The 25,000-nt window shown below is 68.9% G+C and carries 17 protein-coding genes; 11 read left to right on the top strand and 6 right to left on the bottom strand.

The genetic code is table 11. The features are described from left to right. The first annotated feature begins 824 nt into the window (after nucleotides 1-824). Both sigK and DEJ16_RS04245 read left to right on the top strand, forming a co-directional pair. On the top strand, nucleotides 825-1,400 hold the full coding sequence (gene sigK / locus DEJ16_RS04250; protein ID WP_258365816.1) for an ECF RNA polymerase sigma factor SigK: 576 nt from the start codon (nucleotides 825-827) through the stop codon (nucleotides 1,398-1,400). Then, nucleotides 1,397-2,254 (top strand): anti-sigma factor domain-containing protein, encoded by an 858-nt coding sequence (locus tag DEJ16_RS04245; RefSeq protein ID WP_110824140.1) that lies wholly within the window; start codon nucleotides 1,397-1,399, stop codon nucleotides 2,252-2,254. Before sigK ends, DEJ16_RS04245 begins: the two co-directional genes overlap by 4 nt. Before the next feature lie 585 nt (nucleotides 2,255-2,839). Here the strand turns inward: DEJ16_RS04245 and pstB are convergent. The 6 genes from pstB to DEJ16_RS04215 form a co-directional block, all read right to left on the bottom strand. Then, complete coding sequence (pstB, locus tag DEJ16_RS04240; RefSeq protein WP_110824139.1) at nucleotides 2,840-3,619, bottom strand: phosphate ABC transporter ATP-binding protein PstB; 780 nt, start codon at nucleotides 3,617-3,619, stop codon at nucleotides 2,840-2,842. Between the two features lie 73 nt (nucleotides 3,620-3,692). Then, nucleotides 3,693-4,772, bottom strand: a complete 1,080-nt coding sequence (gene pstA / locus DEJ16_RS04235; protein ID WP_110824138.1) for a phosphate ABC transporter permease PstA — start codon at nucleotides 4,770-4,772, stop codon at nucleotides 3,693-3,695. Between the two features lie 19 nt (nucleotides 4,773-4,791). Next, entirely contained in the window at nucleotides 4,792-5,742 is a 951-nt protein-coding gene (gene pstC, locus DEJ16_RS04230; protein ID WP_110824137.1) for a phosphate ABC transporter permease subunit PstC, read from the bottom strand. A 160-nt stretch (nucleotides 5,743-5,902) separates the two neighbouring features. After that, the gene (gene pstS, locus DEJ16_RS04225) at nucleotides 5,903-7,018 is read right to left on the bottom strand and encodes a phosphate ABC transporter substrate-binding protein PstS (protein ID WP_110824136.1); all 1,116 of its coding nucleotides are present in this window, start codon (nucleotides 7,016-7,018) and stop codon (nucleotides 5,903-5,905) included. A 499-nt stretch (nucleotides 7,019-7,517) separates the two neighbouring features. Beyond that, the gene (locus DEJ16_RS04220; RefSeq protein ID WP_181419452.1) at nucleotides 7,518-8,465 is read right to left on the bottom strand and encodes an NUDIX domain-containing protein; all 948 of its coding nucleotides are present in this window, start codon (nucleotides 8,463-8,465) and stop codon (nucleotides 7,518-7,520) included. Further along, nucleotides 8,462-10,627, bottom strand: coding sequence for an RNA degradosome polyphosphate kinase (locus DEJ16_RS04215; protein ID WP_110824134.1), 2,166 nt, complete (start codon nucleotides 10,625-10,627; stop codon nucleotides 8,462-8,464). Before DEJ16_RS04215 ends, DEJ16_RS04220 begins: the two co-directional genes overlap by 4 nt. A 209-nt stretch (nucleotides 10,628-10,836) precedes the next feature. Between DEJ16_RS04215 and DEJ16_RS04210 the strand changes: the two genes are divergently transcribed. From DEJ16_RS04210 to DEJ16_RS04165, 9 genes are all read left to right on the top strand, one after another. Beyond that, nucleotides 10,837-11,118 carry a pyrophosphorylase gene (locus DEJ16_RS04210; protein WP_110824133.1) on the top strand — a complete coding sequence of 94 codons (282 nt, stop codon included), beginning with the start codon at nucleotides 10,837-10,839 and terminating at the stop codon, nucleotides 11,116-11,118. Between the two features lie 106 nt (nucleotides 11,119-11,224). Beyond that, on the top strand, nucleotides 11,225-16,618 hold the full coding sequence (locus DEJ16_RS04205; protein ID WP_110824132.1) for a DUF6531 domain-containing protein: 5,394 nt from the start codon (nucleotides 11,225-11,227) through the stop codon (nucleotides 16,616-16,618). A 69-nt stretch (nucleotides 16,619-16,687) separates the two neighbouring features. Next, nucleotides 16,688-17,089 (top strand): hypothetical protein, encoded by a 402-nt coding sequence (locus DEJ16_RS04200; protein WP_110824131.1) that lies wholly within the window; start codon nucleotides 16,688-16,690, stop codon nucleotides 17,087-17,089. Nucleotides 17,090-17,864: 775 nt separating this feature from the next. Continuing rightward, entirely contained in the window at nucleotides 17,865-18,338 is a 474-nt protein-coding gene (locus tag DEJ16_RS04190; protein ID WP_181419451.1) for a hypothetical protein, read from the top strand. 949 nt (nucleotides 18,339-19,287) lie between these two features. Beyond that, the gene (locus DEJ16_RS04185) at nucleotides 19,288-19,737 is read left to right on the top strand and encodes a hypothetical protein (RefSeq protein WP_110824128.1); all 450 of its coding nucleotides are present in this window, start codon (nucleotides 19,288-19,290) and stop codon (nucleotides 19,735-19,737) included. Between the two features lie 8 nt (nucleotides 19,738-19,745). Continuing rightward, a complete protein-coding gene (locus DEJ16_RS04180; RefSeq protein ID WP_146232816.1) occupies nucleotides 19,746-20,255 on the top strand; it encodes a hypothetical protein in 510 nt (169 codons plus the stop codon). Between the two features lie 125 nt (nucleotides 20,256-20,380). Further along, nucleotides 20,381-20,620, top strand: coding sequence for a hypothetical protein (locus DEJ16_RS04175; RefSeq protein WP_110824126.1), 240 nt, complete (start codon nucleotides 20,381-20,383; stop codon nucleotides 20,618-20,620). A 286-nt stretch (nucleotides 20,621-20,906) separates the two neighbouring features. Then, the gene (locus DEJ16_RS04170; protein ID WP_110824125.1) at nucleotides 20,907-23,594 is read left to right on the top strand and encodes a hypothetical protein; all 2,688 of its coding nucleotides are present in this window, start codon (nucleotides 20,907-20,909) and stop codon (nucleotides 23,592-23,594) included. Further along, the gene (locus DEJ16_RS04165; RefSeq protein WP_110824124.1) at nucleotides 23,591-24,943 is read left to right on the top strand and encodes an amino acid ABC transporter substrate-binding protein; all 1,353 of its coding nucleotides are present in this window, start codon (nucleotides 23,591-23,593) and stop codon (nucleotides 24,941-24,943) included. The genes DEJ16_RS04170 and DEJ16_RS04165 overlap by 4 nt, the downstream gene beginning before the upstream one ends. The last annotated feature ends 57 nt before the right edge of the window (nucleotides 24,944-25,000 follow it).

Raw genomic sequence — 25,000 nt, 5'->3', positions numbered from 1 at the left:
GCCGCCGCGTCGGGCGGACGCGGGTCACCCGGGTCCGAGCCCGGACATGAGAAGACCGGGCCGCAGAAGCGCCTCTCGGCGCGAGGCCGCTCGGAGCGGCGAATATTGGAGCCCGGGGCTTGCTGCGGCCCGGCGAGATCAAGTGTACGAGACACCTCCCCGTCCGTACCCAGGTGTTCACTCTGGGGGGACAGATCCGCGACCGCGCGCGCCGTGGACAGCGCTCCGGGTCCGCTCGCGCTCCCAGCCCGCAACCGGTCGCGGTGCCGCGCTCGCACCCCGTGGCGGTGCCCGGTCCGCACCCACTCGCGGTGCCCAGCCCGCGCCCACCCGCGGTGCCCGGCCTGTTGCCGCATCCGGGCCTCCCGTCAGCACCCGTGACCGGACCTTCCGTCAGCACCCGTATCCGGGCCTGCATCGGACGCGTCGGCGCGGTGCGGCCGACGCCCGTCCAGAGCACGCCGACCACCGCCGCGGCGCCCGCAAGACTGTCCGCCGACCGCAGCGGACATCCCAAGCGATCCTGACCCAAACCGACGGCGCGAGGGTGCCGAATCATCAGCGTGACCGTCGCACGACGATCACACGAGGTCCCCGTGCGACCCGGGCCCGCTCCCGGGTCAATTCCCTGTGGGTCGCACGGGGCCTCGGCACCTGAACACGGCACCACCCGCGTAGCGACCGCTGCGTCACCCGATCCGAACGGGACCCGACTGATGACCACCGCGACCGCCGTCGCCGAGCGCACTGTCCAGTGCGCGCGGAGGACGCCGTCCACCCGGGAAGGAGGAAAACCTGCAATGCTCACTCTCGTGGAAGGCGACATGGATGGTTGGACTCCCGCCGCCCCGGAACCGGTGTCGGCGGACGACCTGCTCATCCGGGTCGCGACCGGCGACCAGGCTGCGTTCTCCGACCTGTACGACGAGCTGTCCGGCCGGGTCCTCGGACTCGTGACGCGGCTCCTCAAGGACCGGGCGCAGTCGGAAGAGGTCACGCAGGAGGTCTTCCTCGAGGTCTGGCAGCAGGCCACGCGCTTCGACCAGGCCCGCGGCAGTGCCGCCAGCTGGGTGCTGACGATGGCGCACCGCCGAGCGGTCGACCGGGTGCGGGCATCGCAGTCCTCCCGCGACCGGGACACGAAGATCGGCATCCGCGACTTCGAGACGGACTTCGACTCCGTTTCCGAGTCGGTCGAGATCCGACTCGAGCACGAACGCGTCAGCCGGGCGCTCTCCCGACTCACCGAGTTCCAGCGGCAGGCGGTGCAACTCGCCTACTACGGCGGCTTCTCGCACAGCGAGATGGCCGAGCGACTCGGGGTGCCGATCGGCACCGTCAAGACCCGTCTCCGCGACGGGATGATCCGACTCCGTGACGAGATGGGGGTGAACTCATGACCGAACGACACGACGACCCGGAGCTGATGACCGGCTCCCACGCCCTCGACGCGCTCAGTGACGAGGAGCGCCACTCGGTCGAGCAGGCCCTCCGCACCGCTCCCGAACTCCGACTCGAGGCCGACTCGCTGCGCGAGACCGCCCTCGCCCTCGCCTACGCCGTGCCCCCGGTCACGCCCCGCGCCGACCTCAAGGCCTCGCTCATGGCGAAGATCGCCCAGACGCCGCAGCTGCCGGCGCTCGATCAGTCAGCTTCCGACGAGGAGGGCATCGTCGAGCCCGTCCAGGAGGCCCGGCCCGCGCCCGTCGCCGACCTCGCTTCCGACTCCGGTCGCGCCGCGACGAAGGCCCGCGCCCGCTGGTTCCAGCGTCCCGCGGCCGCCCTCAGCGCCGCCGCCGCCGTGGCCGTCGTCTTCCTCGGTGTCGGCCTCGGCGTCGGCCCGTCGCTCTTCTCGGACGACGGCGGCGCCCCCGCCACCACGCAGGCTGCCTCCGGCCTCGACCAGATCTACGCGGCGCCGGACTTCCAGCGCAGCTCGGCGAAGGTCAAGGGCGGCGGGACCGCCACGGTCGTGTGGTCCGGGCAGCTCGGGCGCTCCGCGGTCATCCTCGACGGGGTCAAGGCCGCGCCGAAGGGCAAGACCTACGAGCTCTGGTACATCGGCTCGCAGGAGTCCGGCGGCACCATCGAGGCAGCCGGGCTCATGCACGACGTCGACGGCGGCGTTCGGTCAGCGGTGCTCCGCGGCACCATGGTCGCCGGTGACACGATCGGCATCACGGTCGAGCCGGCGGGCGGGTCGGACCAGCCGACCTCCGAGCCGGTCGTGGCCGTGCCGACGTCGGAGGCCTGAGCGCCCGCGCACCTGCGCCACGGACGGGAGGCTCCCCACCAGCTGGTGCGGAGCCTCCCGTCCGTTCGTGGTGCGGCCGGTCCGCCGAGCGGCGAGACGCCGCCAGGCACGCGAGACGCTGCCGAGTGGGTCGGACGCCGCCGGGTGAGCCGGACTCCGCCGGGTGAGCCGGACGCCGCCGGGCGCTGGACGCCGCCGAGTGCGCCAGACGCTCCGGAGTGGGCCGGACGCCGCCGAGTGGGCCGGACGCCGCCGAAAACGGCGGCGCTTCGCTGCGCTCGGGGGCGTCTCGTACGGACGGGGGCGTGCCGTGCAGACGCGGGCGTCCCGTGGGGACGGCGTCGTGCAGACGGGGCGTGCCGCGCAGACGGGGGCGTCGCGTGGGGACGGGGCGTGCCGCGCAGACGGGGCGTCGTGTGGGGACGGGGGCGTCGAGTGTCGACGGGGGCGTGCCGCTCAAACGGGTGTGTCTCGTGGGACGCAGGGCCCGGGCCTGTGGACGCAACGACAGGAGGCCCGGTGCCGTCCGTGGCGGACGTGCACCGGGCCTCCCGGCTGGTGGTCAGCGGACCGACCGGCGGCTGATCACCCGAAGCGACCCGAGACGTAGTCCTCGGTCGACTTGACGGACGGGTTCGAGAAGATCGTGGCGGTGTCGTCGAACTCGATGAGGTGACCGGGCTGACCGGTGCCCGCGATGTTGAAGAACGCGGTCTTGTCGCTGACGCGCGAGGCCTGCTGCATGTTGTGGGTCACGATGACGATCGTGAAGTCCTTCTTCAGCTCCTCGATGAGGTCCTCGATGGCGAGGGTGGAGATCGGGTCGAGCGCTGAGCACGGCTCGTCCATGAGGAGCACGTCCGGCTGCACGGCGATCGCGCGGGCGATGCAGAGACGCTGCTGCTGACCACCGGACAGGCCCATGCCGGGCTTCTCGAGGCGGTCCTTGACCTCGTTCCACAGGTTGGCACCCTGCAGCGAGCGCTCGACGATGTCATCGGCCTCGGACCGCGAGATGCGCTTGTTGTTCAGCTTGACGCCGGCCAGCACGTTGTCCTTGATGGACATCGTCGGGAACGGGTTCGGGCGCTGGAAGACCATGCCGACCTGACGACGGACGATGACCGGGTCGACGCCGGGGGCGTACAGGTCGTCGCCGTCCACCTTGACCGAACCCTCGACGTACGCACCGGGGATGACCTCGTGCATGCGGTTCAGGGTGCGGAGGAAGGTCGACTTGCCGCAGCCGGACGGGCCGATGAAGGCGGTGACGGTGCGGGGCTCGATCGTCATGTCGACGCCCTCGACGGCCTTGAACTTCGAGTAGTAGACGTTGAGGCCGTCGACCTCGATGCGCTTGGACACGTGGATCCTTCTGGTTGGGTGGTCGAACCGCCGGGGCGGGAAGTCGGGTGGAGGGGGATGCCGGTGTCCCGCGCTAGCGCGGGAGCTTCGGGGCGAAGAGGCGGGTGATGAAGCGGGCGAGCAGGTTGAGCACCATCACGATGAGGATGAGGAGCAGCGCTGCCGTCCAGGCCCGGTCGACGAACGGCACCGGGTTGGCGCCCTGCTGCGAGTACTGCGTGTACGCGAACACCGGCAGCGTCATCATCGGGTCCCCGAACAGGTCGTAGTTCATGCTCGAGGTGAAGCCGGCCGTGACGAGCAGCGGCGCGGTCTCGCCGATGACGCGGGCGATCGAGAGCATCACACCGGTCGTGATGCCGGCGAGGCTCGTGGGGAGCACGACCTTCACGATCGTGAGCCACTTCGGGACACCGAGCGCGTACGAGGCTTCGCGGAGTTCCATCGGCACGATCTTCAGGACCTCCTCGGTGGAGCGCACGACGATCGGGATCATCAGCACCGCGAGGGCGATCGAGCCCACCAGGCCGAAGCGCGAGCCCGGGCCGAGGATCAACGCGAAGAGCGAGTAGGCGAAGAGGCCGGCGACGATCGACGGGATGCCCGTCATGACGTCGACGAAGAACGTGATCCCTCGGGCGAGCGGACCCTTGCCGTACTCGACCAGGTAGATGGAGGTCAGGAGGCCGATCGGCACGCTGATGAGCGCTGCGAAGAGCGTGATCTCCAGGGTGCCGACGAGGGCGTGGACCGCGCCGCCGCCCTCGGAGATGACCCCGCGCATCGAGTACGAGAAGTACTGGGCGTCGAAGCGGGCCAGGCCCTTCGCGAGCACCGTGTAGAGCAGGGAGATCAGCGGCAGCACCGCGATCACGAAGGCGGTGACGACGAGCGAGGTGATGAGCCGGTCGACGGCCTTCCGCCCACCCTCGACGATCCGGGAGAGGACGACGATGAGGACGTCGAACAGGACCGTGCCGAGGAAGACCGCGGCCACGATGTTGAAGTCCTCCGTGGCGCCGCTGGCGGCGAGCAGGGCGAACACCAGGCCGAGGGCGACCCAGCTGCCGATGAGGAGCAGCCACGGGACGGACTTGTGGAGCTTCCCGTTGGCGAAGACGTTGCCGGCGGGCTGACGGAGTGCGAGGGACATCGGGGTGCGACCTTTCCCGTCAGGAGACTCGCTTGCGGACGATGTACCGCGCGAGCATGTTGATGACCAGGGTGATGACGAAGAGGATCAGGCCGGAGGCGACCAGGGCGTTGAGCGCAGTCCCCGAGGCCTCGGCGAACTGCAGCGCGATGTTCGCCGCGATGGTCGACGGGTTGAGCGACCCGATCAGGTTGAAGGTGATGTTCGTCGACACCGACAGGACCAGCGCGATCGCCATCGTCTCGCCGAGTGCACGACCGAGCCCGAGCATGATCGCGGACACGATGCCGGACTTGGCGAACGGCAGGACCGACATCCGGATCATCTCCCAGCGCGTCGCGCCGAGGGCCAGGGCCGCTTCCTCGTTCAGGGTCGGCGCCTGCAAGAAGATCTCGCGCATGACGGCGGTCATGATCGGGATCGCCATGACCGCGAGGACGATCGACGCGGTGAGGATGGTGCGCCCGGTCCCGGAGACCTGACCGGAGAACAGCGGGATCCAGCCGAAGTGCTCGTTGAGGAACTCGTAGAACGGGCGGACGAACCGTGCCAGCACCACGATGCCCCACAGTCCGTAGACGACCGACGGGACCGCGGCCAGCAGGTCGATGACGTACCCGAGCACCGGTGCCAGGCGGCGCGGCGCGTAGTGCGAGATGAAGAGCGCGATGCCGAGCGACAGCGGCACGGCCATGACGAGCGCCAGGAACGCCGACCACACCGTGCCGAAGACGAGCGGGCCGACGTAGTCCCAGAAGTTCGCGGCGTCGTTCGGCAGGTCGCCGGCCTTCGCCGAGAACGCAGGGAGGCTCTGCCAGATGAGGAACGCCGCGACGAGCGCGAGGACGAAGAGGATGAGACTGCCCGCCACGACGGAGGCGGTGGAGAACACCCGATCGCCGATGCGGACGACGGCCTTGGGCTTCGACGGGGTGGCGGTGTCCTGGTCTCGGACCGGTGCGGTCGTCATGGAGCTCCTGTCGGAGGATCGCGTCGGGGTGAGCGCGAGGGTTCGGGGGAGAGGTGGTTCGTGGGGATCGCGACGGGCGCGGAGGCGGCTCGCGTCGGGACGGGCGAGAGCCCGGACGCCGGTCAGGTGGGTGGGACCGGCGTCCGGGCGCGAGCGGGACTTACTTGATGGAGGCGACCGCCGCTGCGGCCTTCTCCGCGAGGTCGGACGACAGGGCGGCCGACTTGGCCTCCGTCGCCGCGGCCTTCTGCGCGTCCTCGGACACGACGTAGCCGAGGTACGCCTTCACGAGGTCGGCCTTGTCCTTGTCCTCGTACTCCTGGCACGCGATGGCGTAGGAGACGAGCACGAGCGGCCAGGCACCCTCAGCGGTGTCCTTGCGGTCGATGTCGATCGCGAGGTCGTTCTCCTCGCGGCCCGTGGCGACGTCGGAGTCGGCGACGACCTGGGCAGCGCCCTCGGCCGAGAGCTCGGTGGCCGTGTCGCCGACCATGAGCTTGGCCTTGTCGAGGTCACCGGCGCCGGAGTCGTCGATGTAGGTGATCGCGTTCGAGGCGCCCTGCATCGCCGAGGCCACACCGGAGGTGCCCTTCGCGCTGTCGCCGACCTCGTACGGGAAGGTCTGGCTGGGCTCTTCGGTCCACACGTCACCGGCGTTCGCGGAGACGTACTCGGAGAAGTTCTGTGTGGTGCCCGAGTCGTCCGAACGGTGGACGACCGTGATGTTCGAGTCCGGCAGGTCGACACCGTCGTTCAGCGCGGCGATCTCGTCGTCGTTCCACTTGGTGATCTTGCCGGAGAAGATGCCCGCGATGCTCTTCGCGTCGAGGGTGAGGTCCGAGACGCCGTCGACCTTGTAGGCGATCGCGATCGGGGAGATGTAGACGGGGATGTCGATGCCCTTGGAGTCCGCGGCGCAGTTCTTGAACTCGCCGGAGAGCTCCTCTTCCTTCAGCGCGGCGTCGGAGCCGGCGAAGTCAGCGGCACCCGACATGAAGTTCTCGCGCCCGGCACCGGAGCCGTCGGGCGTGTAGTTCACCGTGACGCCGGAAGCCTGCTCCTGGAAGCCGGCGGCCCAGGTGGCCTCGGCGGTCTGCTGCGCGGAGGAGCCCGAGCCGGTGAGGGTGCCGGAGAGCTTCGAGTAGTCGACACCCGAGGCGGCGGAGGGCGACGACGATCCGCCGTTGCCCGCGTCCTCGTTCGCCGCGCAGGAGGAGAGCACGACGGCGCCGGCGATCGCGATTGCCGCGACCGAGCCGATTCGCTTGATGTTCACAGGGGTCCCTTCGGGAGGTGAGTGCAGTGGGACCGCTGTGTGGTCCCCGGGCCGGTGCTGACCCGGGAGCGACTGTAGGGACGAGAGGTGACCGGGATGACGCTCTCCGGTGAACGGGAGGTGAACGCGGGGTTCACCCGGTGCGGGTCGGCGGACGCGGGTCGGCGTGCACGGGCAGGATCAGGGGCACGCTGCCCTCCGGCCGGGAGGCTCGGGGGACACCGCGGGCCTGTCACCGGCTGAGGTGGGTCCCGATGGTCGGCGTCCGTGCCGGACGCGGGTCCTGCCATGCTGATCTCTTCGGCTTCCCGACGGCCCGGCCGGGTGGCAGCCCGTGCTGACGGACGGCTGGTTCCAGGCTGCCCGTCCTGTCGGACGGCCCGGTTCCGGGTCATCCGTCCTGACGGGCTGCACGTCCTGGCGGTGGCCGGGCCGCCGGACGGCCGGGCTCGCCGATCGGGCGGCGGACTCCTCGCTGACGGGCTGCTCGGGCCTTTCGTCAGGCGCTGACGGTGTTGCGGTGCGTCTCGACCGCGACGAGCTTGCGGCCGGCGATGTGCATGACGGCGAAGTCCCCGACCGAGAGCATGGCGGCCCGGCGGAGGTCGAACCGCGCCCGGTCGTCGGCGGTGTCGTTCGCGATCCGGGAGATGATGTCCGGCAGCACGGGGCCGTGCGAGCACAGCACCGCGGACTTGCCCTTGTCGAGGCGTTTCCGTACGACGCCCTTGACGTCGGCGGTGCCACGTTCGTGCGCGTCCTGACTGATGTCGGCGGTGTTCGAGACGCCGAGCTTCGTCCTGGAGGACAGCGGCTCGACGGTCGCGAGGCACCGCGCGGCAGTGCTGCTGACGATCTTCTTCGGACCGAACGCCGCGACCGGCGCCGCCACGGACTTCGCCTGTGCCCGTCCGACCGGCAGGAGGGGGCGGGTCGCATCGGGCCCGTCCCAGTCCGAACCGGGGACGGTCTTCGCGTGCCGCAGGGCGATCAGGGCGAAGGTGTCGTGCTCGCCTGCCGCCGCGCGCTCGGCGAAGCGCTCGAGGATCGCGACGTCCCGCTCGTAGGTGAGCCGCGCGCGGGCGTCGTCGATCGACACCCACTCGACGGCGGCCACCTCGTCGTTCGGGCGGAAGACCCCCGCCCGCTCGAACTCCTTCCGGCTCACCCGCGCCGACCAGTAGTGCACGACCTTGTCGCGTCCGCTGGGCAGGACGTACTCGGCGCGACCGAGGGGAGCGCCGAGGTGTACGCGGTACCCGGTCTCCTCGTCGATCTCGCGGACCGCTGCTTCCGGCACGCTCTCGCCCGGGTCGACCTTGCCCTTGGGGAACGAGACGTCCTTGTGGTGCTCCCGGTGGATGAGGAGCACGAGCGGGACGCCGTCCTGCTCGCGCCACACCACGGCCCCGGCCGCGACGACCGGGCCTGCCTGCCCTCCACTCACCGCGTCGAGCGCTTCCGCGCCGAGATCGTCCGCATCTGCACGTTCTGGGCGTCGTCGAGCGGTCGACCGTCCTCGTCCGTCGAGCGGCGGGTCCATTCGCCGTCCGACTCCAGGTGCCACGAACTGGTGGTCTCGGCCATCGCCAGGTCGAACATCCCCTGGACCTCGTCGATGTGCGCGGGAGCGGTGAGCCGCACCAGGGCTTCGACGCGACGGTCGAGGTTGCGGTGCATCATGTCTGCGCTGCCGATGAAGACGACCGGGTCGCCGTCGTTGTGGAACGCGAAGGCCCGGGAGTGCTCCAGGTACCGTCCGACGATGCTCCGGACGCGGATGGTCTCGCTGACCCCTTCGAGTCCGGGCTTCAGCGAGCAGATCCCGCGGACCCAGACGTCGACGGGGACACCGGCCTGGCTCGCCAGGTAGAGCGCGTCGATGATCTGCTCGTCGACCATCGAGTTGACCTTGATGCGGATGCCCGAGGGCTTCCCGTCGCGGGCGTTCTGCGCCTCTGTCTGGATGCGCTTGACCAGCCCCTTCCGCAGGTGCAGCGGCGCGACCAGCAGTCGCTTGAACTTCTTCTCGATGGCGTAGCCCGACAGCTCGTTGAACAGGCGCGTCAGGTCCTTGCCCACCGTGTCGTCCGCGGTGAAGAGGCCCATGTCCTCGTAGATCCGCGAGGTCTTCGGGTTGTAGTTGCCCGTGCCGATGTGGCTGTAGTGCTTGAGCGTCCCGCCCTCCTGGCGGATGACGAGCACCAGCTTGGAGTGCGTCTTCAGCCCGACCAGGCCGTAGACGACGTGCACGCCGGCCTTCTCGAGCTTGCGGGCCCACGTGATGTTGTTCTGCTCGTCGAAGCGCGCCTTGATCTCGACCAGGGCGAGGACCTGCTTACCGGCAGCTGCGGCGTCGATGAGGGCCTCGACGATGGGGGAGTCGCCCGACGTGCGGTACAGCGTCTGCTTGATCGCGAGGACGTTCGGGTCGGCTGCGGCCTGCTCGAGGAACGCCTGCACGCTGGTCGCGAAGGACTCGTACGGGTGGTGGACCAGGACGTCGCGCGCGGCGATCGCGCGGAACAGGTCGGGCTTCGTGTTCGGTTCGCCCGGCTGGAACTGCACCGGGGTCGTCGGGACGTGACGCGGGTAGTGCAGGTCGGGACGGGCGATCTTGGCGATCTCGAACAGCCCGCCGAGGTCGAGCGGCGACGGCAGGCGGTAGACCTCCTGCTCGGTGATGTCGAGTTCGCGCACCAGGAGGTCGAGCGTCACCGGGTCCATGTCCTCGGTGATCTCGAGCCGGATCGGCGGACCGAAGCGACGGCGGAGGAGCTCTCGCTCGAGTGCTTGGATGAGGTTCTCGGCCTCGTCCTCCTCGATCTCGACGTCCTCGTTGCGGGTGATGCGGAACACGTGGTGCTCGAGGACCTCCATGCCCGGGAACAGGTCCGGCAGGTGGTTCGCGATGAGGTCTTCGAGGGGGATGAAGCGCAGCCGCCCCGAGTTGTCGTCCGGGAGCTTGATGAAGCGCGGGTAGTTCTGCGGCACCTTGAGGCGCGCGAACTCCTGCCGCTGCGACTTCGGGTTGCGCACCCGCACCGCCAGGTTGAGCGAGAGGCCGGAGATGTAGGGGAACGGGTGTGCCGGGTCGACTGCGAGCGGCATGAGCACCGGGAAGATCTGCTCGCTGAAGTACTCACGCATCCGCAGGCGGTCGTCCTCGCCCAGGTCGGACCAGTGCTCGACGTGGATGCCGGCGGCGTCGAGGTCGGGCTTGAGCGACCCGATGAAGGCGTTGGCGTGCCGTTCCTGCAGCTCGTGCGCCTTCATCGCGATGTCGCGCAGGACGTCGCTCGGCGCGCGACCGACGTTGGTGGGGACCGCGATGCCGGTGTCGATGCGGCGCTTCAGGCCGGCGACGCGGACCATGAAGAACTCGTCGAGGTTCGACGCGAAGATCGCGAGGAAGTTCGCACGCTCGAGCAGCGGCTGCGTCCGGTCTTCACCGAGCTCGAGCACGCGCTGGTTGAAGCGGAGCCAGCTGAGCTCACGGTCGAAGTACCGGTCCGAGGGCAGCGACTCGTGCTCGATCTCCACGACCTCGTCGAAGTCGTCGAGGTCGTTCGCGACGGAGTCGCCGTCCAGCTGCGGTTCGGTGTCCATGGCCACATCCTGCCACCAGCACCCTGCACCGGGAGCGGCCCGGGTTGCGCCTGTGGAGACAGAGGGTGAACGGGCAGTCGTCGGGACGGCGGATCAGCTGTGCACAGGAGGGTACGAGCGGGTGGACGACTCGGTATGGTGGTGCGCGTCAGAGCCTCCGGGGGATCTTCTGCGCGGGGGTGCAGGTACGAAGAGAAGAGGGGTTCACCATGTCGCGTGTGCTTTCGACCGAGCAGGCGAAGACCGCCATCCGTCAGATCCAGTCCATCGTGAACGGTGGGTTCACGGACCAGATCTCGCAGCTCGATGCGCAGGGGCGCATCCTGTCCGACTCGAACGTGTGGGACGGCCCGTTGGCGTCGAACTTCCGTGGTTCGACGTGGCCGGAGACCAAGGCTGCGCTGGACAAGGCGAAGACGGAGCTCGAGCAGCTCCGCACGCAGCTCGACAAGATCTCGCAGGACATCTTCACCGCGGGTGGCGGCGCGTAACACCGACCGACAACGCCCGGGTCGTCGACTGGTTCGACGGCCCGGGTTCCCGCGTTCGACGCGGACCATCACGACCAGCACCACTTCTTCCGGGGGGACGACAACCGTGTCAGGACAGCTGCACGCCAACACCGATCCGATCGAGTTCGACGACGCCACCGCTGATGCGCTCGCCAGCGCCATGCGCGGCGCGGCGAGTGCGATCGACGGTCAGATCGGGAGTCGTCAGTCGTACGTGTCGACGGCCTCGCAGGAGTTCCGCGGCCACTTCTCGCAGCTGTTCACCGAGAACGCGACGATCGCGAAGAGCGACGGTACGACCCTCTCAGACCTGATGCGCACGGTCGCGGGGTGGGTCGACCAGATGAAGAAGCTCGCCGCAGAAGAACGCGAACGGCGTCGCCAGGCCCGTGAGTGGCAGGAGCAGCAGGCTGAACGCAACGGGTTCGAGAAGTGGTGGGACGACACGTTCGGCACCGGGAACCCGCCGGACATCGAGAACAAGCCCGCGCCTCCGTTCGGCCCCGCGGAGATGCAGCCGAAGCCGAGGCAGACGCCTTCCCCGGGTTCCGGCGGCGGCGGGGGCGGGACGTCGTCCGCGAAGCCGGAAGACCTCCGGTCCTTCGCCACGGGCTCGGCGTCGTTGAACTCCGAGCTGTCCGGGAAGCCCGGGCTGCTCCGGGGCAAGCTGTCCGACTTCGCGTCCCTGTGCTCCTGGGGCACGATCAACGCGGACGGGCTCGTCACCGGCTTCGAGCGGTGGCTCGCAGCCAACGACCAGGACGTCGCCTGGGCGAAGACCATCGCCGACGCCTTCGCCGCCGCCGGGGGTGAAGGCGCGGTCTCGACCGTGTCCGACGCAGCGCTCGGCGCAGCTCTGCAGGCCGCGGGCGTGTCGGCCAACCGGACCGACCTGCAGATCGATCCGCCCACCGCCTACGGCGCGCAGCCGACGACCGGTTACTCGATGGACCCGGTCAACACGACGACCGGCAACTTCCTCGAGCCAGAGCTCGACCTCTCCTTCGACGGCGCATCCGCGTCCCTCAGGGTCTCGCGCATGTACAACTCCCTCGACCAGCGGGTCGGGGTCTTCGGCCCGGGGTGGGCGTCCGTCCTCGAGACCCGCCTGCTCCTCGACGACGAGGGCGCGTCCTTCGTCGGTGCCGACGGCCGGCTCGTCCGCTTCCCCCGGGCCGGCACCGGTTGGGCGCGCGGCGTCGGCGAGAACCGGTGGCTCACGACGGAGGCAGACCTCCTGGTCGTGCGGGACAACGAGGGTGGTCGTATCGACTTCACCCCGACTGGTCTCTGGGTCGGCGAGAGCGCCGGACCCGGAACAGCCGTGGCGGTGGAACGGGACGCTTCCGACGCCGTCGTGCGTCTCCGCCACGAACGCGGTCGCTTCGTGGACATCGAGTACGTCGACGGTCGTGTCGCCGTGCTGCGGGCCTCCGACGGACGTCGGGTGGAGTACGGGTACGACGACCGAGGGCGCCTGGTCTCGGCCGCGACCCCGCTCGGGACCAGGACGTACGGCTGGGACGAGGACGACCTCATCGTGACGGTCACGAGTGCCGACGGCGTGCTCGAGGTCGACAACGTGTACGACGCGCAGCGTCGTGTCGTCGAGCAGACCAGCCCGCACGGCCGCCGAGTCCGGTTCGCCTACCTCCCCGGCCGCGTGACCGTGGTCTCCGACCAGGACGGGACGCGTTCGAACGCCTGGATCGCGGACCCGAAGGGTCGACTCGTCGGGATCATCGACTCGGATGACCGTCGACAGTCGATGAGCTACGACCCGCACGGCAACCTCGTGTCAGCGACGGAACGCGACGGTTCGGTCACCGTGCACGCCTACGACGCGCGAGGCCGCCGTACGCGGACGGTCACGCCGACCGGTGGGGACCTGACGTACGGCTACGACGACGCCGACCGCGTCACGACCGTGGTCACGGAGAGCGGCAGCGTCGTCACGTACGAGTACGACGGTGACGAGCGTGACCCGTCGGTCGTCATCGACCCGATGGGCGGACGAACCGAACTCACGTGGGACCACGGCCTGCTCCTCCGGGTCGTCGACCCCACCGGTGTCACGCTCAGCCTCGACCACGACGCGTCGGGCGAGCTCGTCGCCGTGACCAACGCTGCCGGGCACGTCGCACGGATCGAGCGGGACGCCGCCGGTCACGCCGTCGCGACCATCAGCCCCACCGGCGCCCGCACGGAGTACCGCTACGGTGCCGCCGGTCAGGTCGTCGCTCGCCGTGACCCCGACGGCGCGACGTGGACGGTCGAGTACACCGCGGGTGGACGCGTCAGCGCCGTGACCGACCCGATCGATGCGCGGACCGTCCTCGCCTACGGGGCGGACGGTGAACTCGCCTCCACGACCGACGCGCTCGGACGGACCACCCGCCGGACCTACGACGACCAGGCCAACCCGCTGCAGGTCACCCTGCCGAGCGGCGCGTCCTGGACCTTCGCGCACGACGCCTTGTCGCGCCTCCAGTCCGTCGTCGACCCCACCGGCGCAGTGTGGCGCCGGGAGTACGGGGTCAACGGCGACCTGCACGCCGTGACCGACCCCACCGGAGTCCGCAAGGAGTTCTCGGAGGACCCGGCCACTGGCATCTCCACGTTGTCGGACGCGTTCGCGACGACCACCGTCCGGTCCGACGAGTTCGGACGGCCCGTCGAGGTGACGTCCGACGAGACCGGTTCCGAACTCGTGACGTACGACGCTTGTGGCCGACCGGTCGAGCTGGTGGACGGTGAGGGTGGCCTCACCCGTATCGAGCGCGACCCGAGTGGCCGGATCAGCGCGATCACGTCGCCGAGCGGTGGGCGGACGACCTACGAGTACGACGCCTGTGGCCGGCCTTCGGCCGCCACCGACCCACTCGGGGCGCGGACGACGATCACCTACGACGCAGACTCACGGGTCGTCGCGCGGATCTTGCCGACGGGTGACGTCGAGCGCATCGAGTACGACGTCGTCGGACGCGTCGTCGCGCGGACCGCACCCGGAGAAGGAACGGCTCGCTACCGCTGGGACGCGGCCGGGAGGCTCGTCTCCGTCCACGACGCACGTCACGGTCGACGTCGGTTCCGCTACGACGCCGCGGGCCAGCTCGTCGAGGCCGAGAACGGCCTGGGCGGAGTGACCGCCTACACGTACGACGCCGACGGGCGCCTGACCAGCGCGACCGACCCGGTGGGTGGTGTCACCCGGTACGCCTACGACGCTGCCGGACGGCTGATCGGCATCACGGATCCGTTGGGCAGGACGACCACCGCACGACTCGACGACGCCGGTCGCCGCATCCAGCAGACGGACCCCGACGGCGGGGTCGTCGAGTGGGCGTACGACGCAGCAGGACGTGAACAGCGGATCTTTGTGGACGGCGCCCTCGTGGCGGAGACCGCGCACGACAGAGCTCGACGGACCGTCGTCGTCACCGACCACACGCGTGGCCCTGGTCGGGACATCGAGCACGAGCTGTGCTTCGACCGGCGGGGTCTGCTCGTCCGGCGGAGCCGGGGCGGGCAGGCGATGTCCTGGGAGTACGACGTCGACGGCCGTCGTGCTGCCCGTACGGACCCCGACGGCAACCGCACGACATGGCGCAGGGACGCCGCCGGCCGCGTCGTCGGCGTCGAACGGGAAGGACTCGCGCCCGCCGCGTTCACCCTGGACACCCTCGGGCGCATCGTCCAGGCCTCGACCGGTGACGTCGTCCAGTCGTGGTCGTACGAGCGCGGGTCGCTCGTCGAACACACCGTGACCACGCCGGAGGGTGGCACGACGACCCGCATCGACCACGACGAGGACGACCGCATCGCGGCGATCACCGGCGCGGACGGTCACCGGACCTACGTCCACGACGCCGCGGCGCAACTCGTCAGCGCACTCGACGACGGCGGCCGTGGTCGGACCTGGCGGTACGACGCAGCAGGACGCCTCGTCGCCGAGACCGTCGACGATGCGGAACTCCGGCACGAGTACGACGCTGCCGGGCAACTCGTCGCCACCACCGGTGCTGACGGTGCGCGGACCGAGTACGTGCACGACGGACTCGGACGGCGCGTCCGGCGGACTGCTCCGGACGGTTCGACCACCGAGTACGCCTGGTCGGACCTCGGGTTCCTGGCCGGAGTCTTCGAGCGGGACGCGACGTACGACGAGACCGGCCGGCTCGAGGTGTGGACCGACGCTCTGGGCGAGGTCGCGGAAGTCGGAGGAGTCGACACCTGGTGGGACACCGCAGCAGGTGTCCCGGTCCTGACCTCGGTCGGCGCGACGCCGGTGCTGGAAGCCCCGGGCGGGATCCTCGCCGTCGACGGGAGCTGGACAGCAGGGAACTGGCGCGGGGCGCGTGCGACCGACGCGACCGATCCCTGGGCGCTCCTCGCATCGACGAGCGGGATCGACGGCGGCGCTGCGCTGCCGTCCGGAGTCGGGCTGACCCCGGGCGGAAGCCTGAGCATCGGGGGGATGGAGTGGCTCGGGGCACGGGTGTACGACCCCGTGGCGAAGGGCTTCCTGTCGACGGACCCGCTCGCGCCGGTCGTCGGAGCTGGGTGGTCGGGGAACCCCTACTCGTACGCGGGGAACGACCCGCTGCACGCGGTCGACCCGCTCGGGCTGCGGCCGGCGACGGACAAGGACCTGCAGGCGTACCGGGATGCGCACCAGGGCGGTCTCAAGGACTGGGCGGATGAGCACGCCGACGAGATCGCAGCTGTGGCGGTCGGCGTCGGGATCGGGCTGACGATCGCGTCGATGGTGACCCCGGTCGGGCCAATCGTCGCGATCGCGATGGCGGCTGGTGCAGGAGCCGCCCTCTCCGGCGGGCTTTCGATCCAGTCGAACAAGGGAGCTGACGGCAGGGTTGATTGGGGTGCGGTCGGATTGGACACCGTGATCGGGGGAGTCGCCGGGGCGGTCGGCGGTGGCGCCGCGGCGAAGCTTGCACAGTGGGCTCCGAAGATCACGCAAGCCGTCACGCCGCAGATTGCTCGGATCTCGCAGCCTGCCCTCCGCCAAGCAGCGACCACAGCCATTGGCTCGACAGGTCGGGCTGCCGTTGCGTCGGGGCTTTCGGGGGCAACGTCGAACGTCGGGAGCTATGCGATCGACCCGCAGATCACTGACAAGAGCGCCTTGGGGTACGTAAATGCCGCCGCGACTGGGTTCGGGGTGGGCGCAGGAACGAGCGTTGCATCAAGCGCTCTCAGCCCTCTCGTCTCGAAGCTGCCGATCGGCCCGGATGTCCCCGAAGGATGGGTCGGACATGAGCTGCCCAGCGCCGTCTCGCGGTGGAACGCCGTGACGGGTGACATCACCGACCGCTTCGTCGGTGGGGTCGGTGCTGTCGTGAACGAGGCCGTCCGCCCGGGCGGAGACGGTGTCGCGCAGGACTTCGGCACAACGTTCTTCGGAGGTGCTGTGTCCGGCGGGGAGGGGCCGACGAAGCCCGTTCACTCCGCTGGCTGACAAACTGGACGCACGGGCGATCGTACCGAGTTCTTGGGAGACGTATTGGTGACTGCAGCGAGACGGAAGATGTCGAAGACCAAGGCATGGGTATTGTTCCTGCTCTGGGCTTTCCTGATCGTCTTCGTGAGTGCGTTCTTCCTCGCTGGCCCCGCGGTGCTTCGGTCATACGACAACGCGCACAACGTCACGTTGACCTGTGAGGTCTCCTCCGCGAAAGCGAGCACCGGTTCCACTCGCTCGGCGAAAGGGGTCGGCGCGTCCATCCCGCAAGTCGTCATCGAGTCGAGCGATTGCGGCAAGTTCGTGTTGCGCACCGGCGTCACTGCGGACAACAGCCGCGACGTTGCATCCAGGTTCGAGACCGGAGCTGAGTACGAGTTCGAGGCCGGGGATGGATCGCTCAAGGTGCGCGGTTTGTTGAAGCTGTTCGGGGCCTCGCCTGAGTTGCTCTCCTACCGTCGTGCTTGAAGCGAGTGGAGCGCTGCTCAGTCGAGGAGAAAGCGCTGAGCGACTCAGTAAGTCGGCCACCTTGGGGTGGCGACCGGGGTGGGACCAGGATCAATTCGTGATATTTTCGGGATCGGAACGGCACGATGAGTCCGAAGCTTGACTCTGGCACTTTCCAGCAGTCAAGTGCGCTCGTTTTGGCATCTGTTGCGGTACTGGCGGCAGTCTTGTTCCCCGTTATTTCCGTCGGTGATCGCGTTGGCGGCGTTCTCCCCGTCGCACTGACCGGTGCCGCTGGCGGTCTGATCTTCATCGGAGGGGTTTTTATCTCTGCCGCGCGAGCATCGGTACGCCGGTGCTGGTGATCTCGATGATTGCTCTGATGTTCATCAGTCGCCAGATCGGCGGAATCTGGTTGGTCCTCATCCCCAGCTACATCCTGAGTGCTTTCGGCAGCGCAGTGCTCGGAGGGCATCTCAGGTCTCTTCGTACTCGAGAGGCGACGAGGCGCTGATGTCTTGTTGCGCCGAGGTCGCCGCTTGGTCCGGCTTCCCATCCCCACCGGACGACACATCCAGAGCGGCGACCACGCCATGGCTCGGGACGTCGCCCGGTGAAGCACCGTCGTCGACCACGTCGCGGGAGGGGCGGGCGGCGTGGTGAACGACGTGCTCGTTCGGAAGGATCCACGAGACTATCTGCAGGACGGGATCAACGGCGCGATCTCTGGCGCGAGCGGACGAACAGGTCCGCTGCACCCAGTTCGCCGCTGATCCGAACGGCGAGGGGAACGACCATGGCGGTATTCACGAAGACCGATGCCAGTGGGAAGCCGAGTCGCTCGAAGCGACGTGATCGTCTCGTCGCGATCGGGATCCTCGTCCTGGTCGTCCTGGTCGTCCTGGTCGTCCTGGTCGTCCTGGTCCCAGTGCTCGTGATCTTCGTCGGCCCGATCACGCTGAAGGTCTACGACGCGGCTCATCGGGTCGAGGTGTCGTGCAAAGTGCTCTCGGCACGGATCGGCGTTGGTTCGTCGCACTCGGTCAGGGGCATCGGTTCATCGACCAATCAGGTCGTGATCGAGACTTCTGGCTGCGGGACGTTGACGTTGCGCTGGGGCGTGACGAGGGACAACAAAGAATCAATCACCGACGGCTTCGCGCCCGGGACGACGTGGAAGTTCAATGTCGGTGCAGGTTCGTACCGGCTGCACCCCTTCCTGAACACCATCCGTCAGGCGGTCTTCGTGCAGGACTTCCAACGAGCCTGAACCCTCGTCGTCCGCCGAGGGGTGACAGCCGACGACAGTTGGGGAAGATGCCTCATACGCAGCCACAAACCGCTGACGGACTGTTCAGTACGCAGCAGCAGGGTCGCTTTTTTGGGGCTCGAATGCGTCCGGCGTCGCTGTCCGAGGTATCGGCGACGCTGCCTGGGAGATGTTCAGCGGCTGAGTCCACACCGTCGGCGACTAACGAGCCAGATGGCCCGGACGGCCCGGATCGCGGCAATCTGGAACTCAGGGATCGTGGTCGTATTCTTCGCCCTGCCCTGGCCCTGACCCTTGCATTTGGGATGCGTAGCGTCACCGACGGAGCCGCTGACTGAAGACGGCCGGGCGACGAATAAGGAATGGTGGGACCAGGGTGCCTGACGGTGTTCCTCCGACGAGGAGCACGAAGCGAAGGCGCGCGATCCGGGTTCTGGCGCTTCGCGCTCATGCCGATCATGATCCTGGTGGTGCAAGTCGGGGGCTCTGCCTGGGACCGGACACATCCGATCGCCGTGCGAGGCAGGGTCATCTCAGCAGAGGGCGGGGTGCGGTCATCCACCTCGGGGAGGGGCGTGGAGTGTCCTACGACCGGGTGGTGGTGCGCTCCGTCTGTCGCGGGGCGCTCGTCGTGCGAAGTGGAGTGACTGCGAAGAACCGCAATGTGATCGCACGGAAGTTCGAGCCGGGCAGCAGTACGAGTTCGAGATGGGAGAGGCGTCCTTCCGAAGCGTGCTTCGCGTCCTGCGAACTCCAGCGGTCGTGAAGGTGCACTAGCGCCGGACGCGGTGAACAGCGGAAGCGGGAAAGGTCAGCGGCGACGATTGGTGTTCGTCGTGGTGATTATGGTCATGCAGGCGAACGCAAGGTCGGTGTCCTGATCGACGACGTGCATGAGGCGCGTCGCTGAAGTCGACGGCAAGGGGAGTAACCGAGTAGAGGAGGAAACGTGGAGCTTTCCGGGCAGTCGATGGTCAGCGGGCGGAGGTTGTCGAGGCCGATGCGATGGTTGGTTTTGCTGCTCGTGATGGCGCTCTTCATGCTCGTGCTCTTCGTGTTCGCGATCGGGCCGGCGATGCTCGAGAACTACGACCGCGCACACATCACGACGATCAACTGCAAGGTGACGGCGGCCTACGCCGGCTCCGCTTCAAGTCGGTCGTTGCAGGGAGTTGGCACATCGTCCAACCAGGTGGAGTACCGGTCACCGGATTGTGGAACGCTTGTATTGAGTGGAGGGCTCACCGCCGAGGCAGCCGAGGAGAAAGCATCTGGAGTCGTGGGCGGGGAGCGTTACGACGTCAAGATCGGTCAAGGGTCTGCACGCCTGCGGGGATGGTTCCAAGCGGTCGGCGTCGCACCCAATGTGCTCGATGTGCGAGCCGAGCGTGGAAGGTGAGCCGCGCCATGCAATGGGACCGATCCGGCGGCCGGCAGAGGGCTACGACGATGATGGTCCCCGGCGGGACATCGACAAGGAGCAACGTGGGAGCGAAACGGCGCCGCGGGAACGTGCTGGTGATCTCGATGTTGAGCGCGATGGTGCTTGTCACCGCGCTGGTCCTCGGGGGCTCACGGGCGTGGAAGGCCTACGACGACGCGCACGTGATCTCCGTCATGTGCACCGTGACGGGTGCCGAAGGAGACATCGGGTCGAGCGCTTCCGGTAAGGGAATCGGATCGTCGTTCGACCAGGTCGCGATCATGACGAAGGAATGTGGTCCGCTCGTCCTCAGGCGGGGCGTGACGGCCGACAACAAAGACGCGATCGCCTCGAGGCTCGAAGCAGGAGGCTCGACTCGGTTCCAGATCGGCGAAGCATCATTCCGACACCGGGAGGCCCTCGTTCGCGTGCGCGAGAAGGTGGGTCGTCTTCGGTTTCTCGGCGGAACCGTGACAGGGGCCTGCAGCTGTTGATGGCCTTTCAGGAGTGACGGCTCCCTCGAGGTGAGGGCTCAGTCGCGCAGATTCGGCGCTTCGCCGGGACTCCTCGGATGCCGTCGTTCTTGAGGTCGCCGCATGGTCTGCGCGGACGCGACCGGATGGACGACATGAGCTTGCTTGACCTGATCGACACCCTGGACCGGCGCGGCGCTGAGGACGCAGCCTCAGCCGAACAGATCCATGCGGTGCGGTCGGTCCTCGCCCGTGCTCTGGCGCAGGAACAGGGGAGTCCAGTTTCCCGGTCGATCGTGCGGGAGGCCGGACGGACGGTCGCGGACTCCTGGCCTCTCCAGAGCGAGCTCGGCGCGCTGGTGCTGACGTTCTCGCGATCGGCGTAGTCCCGGTCTCGGTGATCGCTTCACGGGTTGTCGAACGGCTCCGTGTCGTCACCGCTGATCGTGTCGCCCGAACGGGGGACTCGTGGGTCTGTGGACAGTCGTCCCTCGGCGATGCAGCGCCGTTAGGATCGAGTCGCTTGTCGGTTCTTGAGGGGGACGATCGCCAATGTCGTTGCGCATGCTGCATCCAGGGGTACGAACGAAGAACGGCCGTGCGCTCGCCGTTGTCGCGATGGCGGGCGCTGCTGCGGTGGTCCTGGCGGGGTGCACGTCCACGGATCGCGCGGTGGAGAGCCCGTCTCGCGTCCTGCAGACCGTGGACACGCGCCTCGCTGCGGACGGGTCGATCACCACGATCTCCGACACCGCCATCTCGGTCGGCGCGGACGACTCGTCGTCCTCCGTCACGGAGCACGAGGCGGCGAAGGCCGCGGGTGACCTGCCGTTGCGCGTGACCACGCAGTACACGACGGCGAAGAAGAGCGGAACCGACCTCGCGGACCTGGCGGGCTACTCCGGCCGGGTCGAGATCGACCTCACCGTCGAGAACCTGACCGTCCGATCGCGGAACTTGACCTACGACGTGGCCGGGGCCTCCCGGACGACGCCGGCGCTCGTCGGCGCTCCCTTCAGCATCGCCGCGTCGACGGTGCTGCCGGGTACCCGACCGAACAGTGTCGTCACCGAGACTGCTGACGACGGCACCGCGACCGACGGTGTCGTCAGCGCGAACGGTGACGGCGATGCCGTCGTGCAGTGGGGACGCCTGCTCGCGCCGCCCATGTCGGGAGCGAGCACGACCCTGCACCTGGTGGCGAACGTCGACGATTTCGCGGCACCCACCTTCGACCTGGCCGCGCAGCCGGGCATCTCGACCGACCTGTCCTCGACCGGTGTGGTGAACGCGGCCTTCGGGTCCGACACCGACTCCGAACTGGCGCTGCAGCGGCGCACGATCGACCTCATCTCGCAGGTGAACGAGGTGCTCGCGCGCGCCGGGAGCACGATCACCGAGGTCCGGTCGAACCTCGAGACGACGTCGTCCACACTCGGTGTCCGGACGGCTGACCGGCTCAAGGAGAGCAGCACCTCGCTCGCCAGCACGATGAAATCGCTGTCCGGCCAGCTCGGCTCGTTGAAGTCCGACCTCGGCTCGACGGTCGGTGCAACGCAGTCCACTGTCTTGCAGCAGCTGCAGGAGACGACCACGAGCCTCGACGCGTTGCTCGGTGACACCTCCGCCACCGCTCCCCGTCCGGCGATCGACGGCGAGGGCTGCGCGGCAGCTCCGCAGCAGGCGGATGGTGGCGCGAGCGTCTACGGCAACCTCCTGCGGGTGTCGTCGCAGTTGGAGGGGTACGCGACGGCGAGCGAGGAGTGCAAGCAGCAGGTCAGCGACCAGCTCGCGTCCTCGATCGGCCCCCGCGAACCAACGGCAGAGAAGTGCGCCGTCGAGACCGCCCGCTTCTCCCTGACGTGCGCACTGTTCTCGTCGTCGACCAGCATCACGGAGGCGCTCGCCGGACTGGTGAAGACCGGCGCCGATCTGGCAAACGGTCTGCAGCCCGACTTGGCGGAGGCCGCCATCAATGAATACGGGAAGGTGGACACGGGGCTGGGCGAGGTGCAGACGGCTCTCGACGCGCTCTCAACGCGCTCGGGGAATGGCACGGCAACGGTCAAACAGCAGCTGGACGCTCTCGAGGAGGCAGTCCGGGTCGCGGGCGTCGGTGTGAAGGACCTCAGCGACAAGATCGTCGCTGTGCATGGTCGTGCCAAGGCCGCTCGGGGCGTCATCGGGAACATCGGCGACCCGCGCCTTTCCAAGACTATGCAAGCGCAGAATGCGGCGCTCGCGGAACGGATCTGCCAGATGGTCGTGCCCACCGATGACGGTGGTATCGTCCCATCGCTGCCGGTCGGACCAGGTCTCACCGAGCAGCAAGCCGACGAACTCCGTTCGTACCTGACGGCGACACCGTGCGTCGACGAGGGTGACGGTGCCAAGCTGGACACGGCGATCCCGTTCGACAAGCCGATGGACGCACGTCTCGCCGACCAGTCTGTCGCCTGGGACGAGTTGATCAAGGCCACGGACCTCGATGACGAGACGGCCGGTCTCGGCGCCGCGACCCGCGAGCTGCGCGATCGTTTTCGCACGATCGAAGACGCTCGTCGTGCGGTGTACGACAGCATCAGCACGAGCGGCGGCGACGTGACGTCGTCGGTCGAGCAGATGCAGACCGCGGTCGACGACGCGAACGAAGCCGGAGACAAGCTTGCGACGGCACTGACCTCGGTCCGTGACGAGCAGGAGTCCCTGGGCCAGAAGGTGAAGGACGCCTTTGCCAAGGCGAACGACGATACAGCGGAGAAGATCGACGAGCTCATCGACGAGCAGGTCCGCGAAGTGTCGGAGCAGGCCGGAACCAGCAACGCCGCCGTGCTGAAGGCGTTCGACCAGTCGATCGCCGGCCTCCGCTCGACGTCGAAGCAGGTGACATCCGGAGCCAAGGGCACGATCGACGAGCAGCGCGGCAAGCTCGAGCGGGAGAACTCGGCCCTCGCGACCGCAGTGGACGAGCAGACGAAGCAGAGCCTGGCGCGGATCGACGCGAGCACCACGGCGTCGACCCGCGACGTCGAGGGCGCGAGCACGCTGCTGACCGGAGACCTCAACCGCGTGATGCTCGACCTGGGCGACCGCAAGGTCAACGGCTCCGGCATCCTCGGCGCGATGGCGACGAGCGCGGCGAAGTCCGACTCCGCCGACTACCAGCTCGCCCTGGCCTCGCAGAACGCAGCTGGGTACGCCAACGTGCGCGCCGAGGACGTGGCGGGCATCCTCCTCCAGCAGGAGCAGTTCCGCGCATCGCTCGACGCGGCGACCACTCTGCCGGCGTTCCGGATGGACGTGCCGGAGAGCGCGACCTCGACGACGCTGTACACCTTCACCATCGGGGGCACACGATGACTCACGCCGTCGACGACATGCAGCACGACCGGCGGCCGCGCCAGCCGCTCGTGATCGTCGCAATCGCGGTGCTCGTCATCGCGGTGGTCCTCGCGGTCGTGGTGTTCGTGGTCGACCGGAACACGCCCGCGGCCGAGGCCGTCCCGGCGACCGTGCCGGTCCCGATCCGGGTCGCCCATGTGCCCGAGGGCACGAAGATCGGTGTGGTCGTCACGCTCGGCGACGGCGAGGGGGCCGACTGGGACGAAGCGGCGCAAGGTGCCCTCGTCGCGGAACGTCGTCTCACGCTGGGCGGGACGGACGTCGAACTCGTGACGCGGAACGACGGCGGCAGCGCCGGCGGTGGGGAGCGTGCCGTCGAGGCACTCGTCGACAGCGGCGTCTCGGGCATCGTGGTCGCCTCGTCCGGTGCGCACGTCTCCGGCGCGCTCGAGGCCGCCGCCGACGCCGGGGTGCCGGTCGTCCTCCCGTACGCATCCAGTGGCAGCGACTCGTGGTCGACGGCGCCGTCGCCGGCCTCCACGACCGCCGCCATGGAACGCGCGCTCCGAGGCGCTGACTCCCCGCTGCTGGTCGACCTCGGCGGCGGTGCGCCCTCCGGGCTGGAGGTCGCCCACGTGCTCACCGCGGATGCCGCCGCCGACGACACCGCGCTCGCGACGACCGTCGCCGAGCGGACCGGTGCCGTGACGGCGGACGCCACGCCCGCAGCCGGTGACGACCAGGCCGATGCCCCCGCTCCGGCGGACTCGGACGCGGTCGTCGTCAGCGGCTCGGCGGCTCGACAGGGGGCGTTCGTCGCCGCCCTGCAGTCCGCGGACGTGACGGTGCCCGTCGTCCTCACCCCGCAGGCGACCAGTCCGGCGTTCGGCACCGCGCTCGCCGACGCGAACGGCAGCCTGTCGGGCACGTTCGTCTCCGCGGGCGTCGCGACCGACGACGCGCGTGCGCTCACCTCCGACGAGCAGGGCCGTGCGATGTCGGCGTTCCTCGGCGGCGTCCGGGTGCTCGCTGACGACCCGGATGCGCAGAACCTCACCGCGGACCAGCCGTTCTCCGCGGTGGCCTGGGCTGCTGACTCGCGGAGCCATGACGCGGTCGTGGCCTTGGTGCGAGCCGTCGGCTCGGCTCGCAGCGACGACCCGTCCGATGTGACCGACGCGCTCGCCACTCTGCGTCTGGACGCCGGCGACGGGATCGCAGGACCTGCGCTCGACTTCCGCCAGCAGCAGGCACTCCGGACGGATGCGACGGTCCTCGCAGCCTCGTCGCAGACCCTCGGGCTCCGACCGGCGACCGCGGAACCGACCGCGTCGCTCGTGTGGTTCCAGGACTCCACCGCTCGCTGACCACGCACCGGCGCACCGGCGCACGAGTCGCCGGCACCCCAGACGACGGGCAACCGG

This window comes from Curtobacterium sp. MCJR17_055, assembly GCF_003224335.1.
Lineage (GTDB): Bacteria > Actinomycetota > Actinomycetes > Actinomycetales > Microbacteriaceae > Curtobacterium.
Note: the sequence above shows the minus strand (reverse complement) of the source record. Positions and strands in the feature narration are given on the sequence as shown.

What these genes read in the sequence shown, in the direction of transcription:
- sigK (WP_258365816.1), top strand. Translation starts at nt 825, where the DNA reads ATGGATGGTTGGACTCCCGCCGCCCCGGAACCGGTGTCGGCGGACGAC.
- DEJ16_RS04180 (WP_146232816.1), top strand. Translation starts at nt 19,746, where the DNA reads ATGCAATGGGACCGATCCGGCGGCCGGCAGAGGGCTACGACGATGATG.
- DEJ16_RS04175 (WP_110824126.1), top strand. Translation starts at nt 20,381, where the DNA reads ATGGACGACATGAGCTTGCTTGACCTGATCGACACCCTGGACCGGCGC.
- DEJ16_RS04245 (WP_110824140.1), top strand. Translation starts at nt 1,397, where the DNA reads ATGACCGAACGACACGACGACCCGGAGCTGATGACCGGCTCCCACGCC.
- DEJ16_RS04190 (WP_181419451.1), top strand. Translation starts at nt 17,865, where the DNA reads ATGGCGGTATTCACGAAGACCGATGCCAGTGGGAAGCCGAGTCGCTCG.
- pstC (WP_110824137.1), bottom strand. Translation starts at nt 5,742, where the DNA reads ATGACGACCGCACCGGTCCGAGACCAGGACACCGCCACCCCGTCGAAG.
- DEJ16_RS04210 (WP_110824133.1), top strand. Translation starts at nt 10,837, where the DNA reads ATGTCGCGTGTGCTTTCGACCGAGCAGGCGAAGACCGCCATCCGTCAG.
- DEJ16_RS04200 (WP_110824131.1), top strand. Translation starts at nt 16,688, where the DNA reads ATGTCGAAGACCAAGGCATGGGTATTGTTCCTGCTCTGGGCTTTCCTG.
- DEJ16_RS04215 (WP_110824134.1), bottom strand. Translation starts at nt 10,627, where the DNA reads ATGGACACCGAACCGCAGCTGGACGGCGACTCCGTCGCGAACGACCTC.
- DEJ16_RS04165 (WP_110824124.1), top strand. Translation starts at nt 23,591, where the DNA reads ATGACTCACGCCGTCGACGACATGCAGCACGACCGGCGGCCGCGCCAG.
- pstA (WP_110824138.1), bottom strand. Translation starts at nt 4,772, where the DNA reads ATGTCCCTCGCACTCCGTCAGCCCGCCGGCAACGTCTTCGCCAACGGG.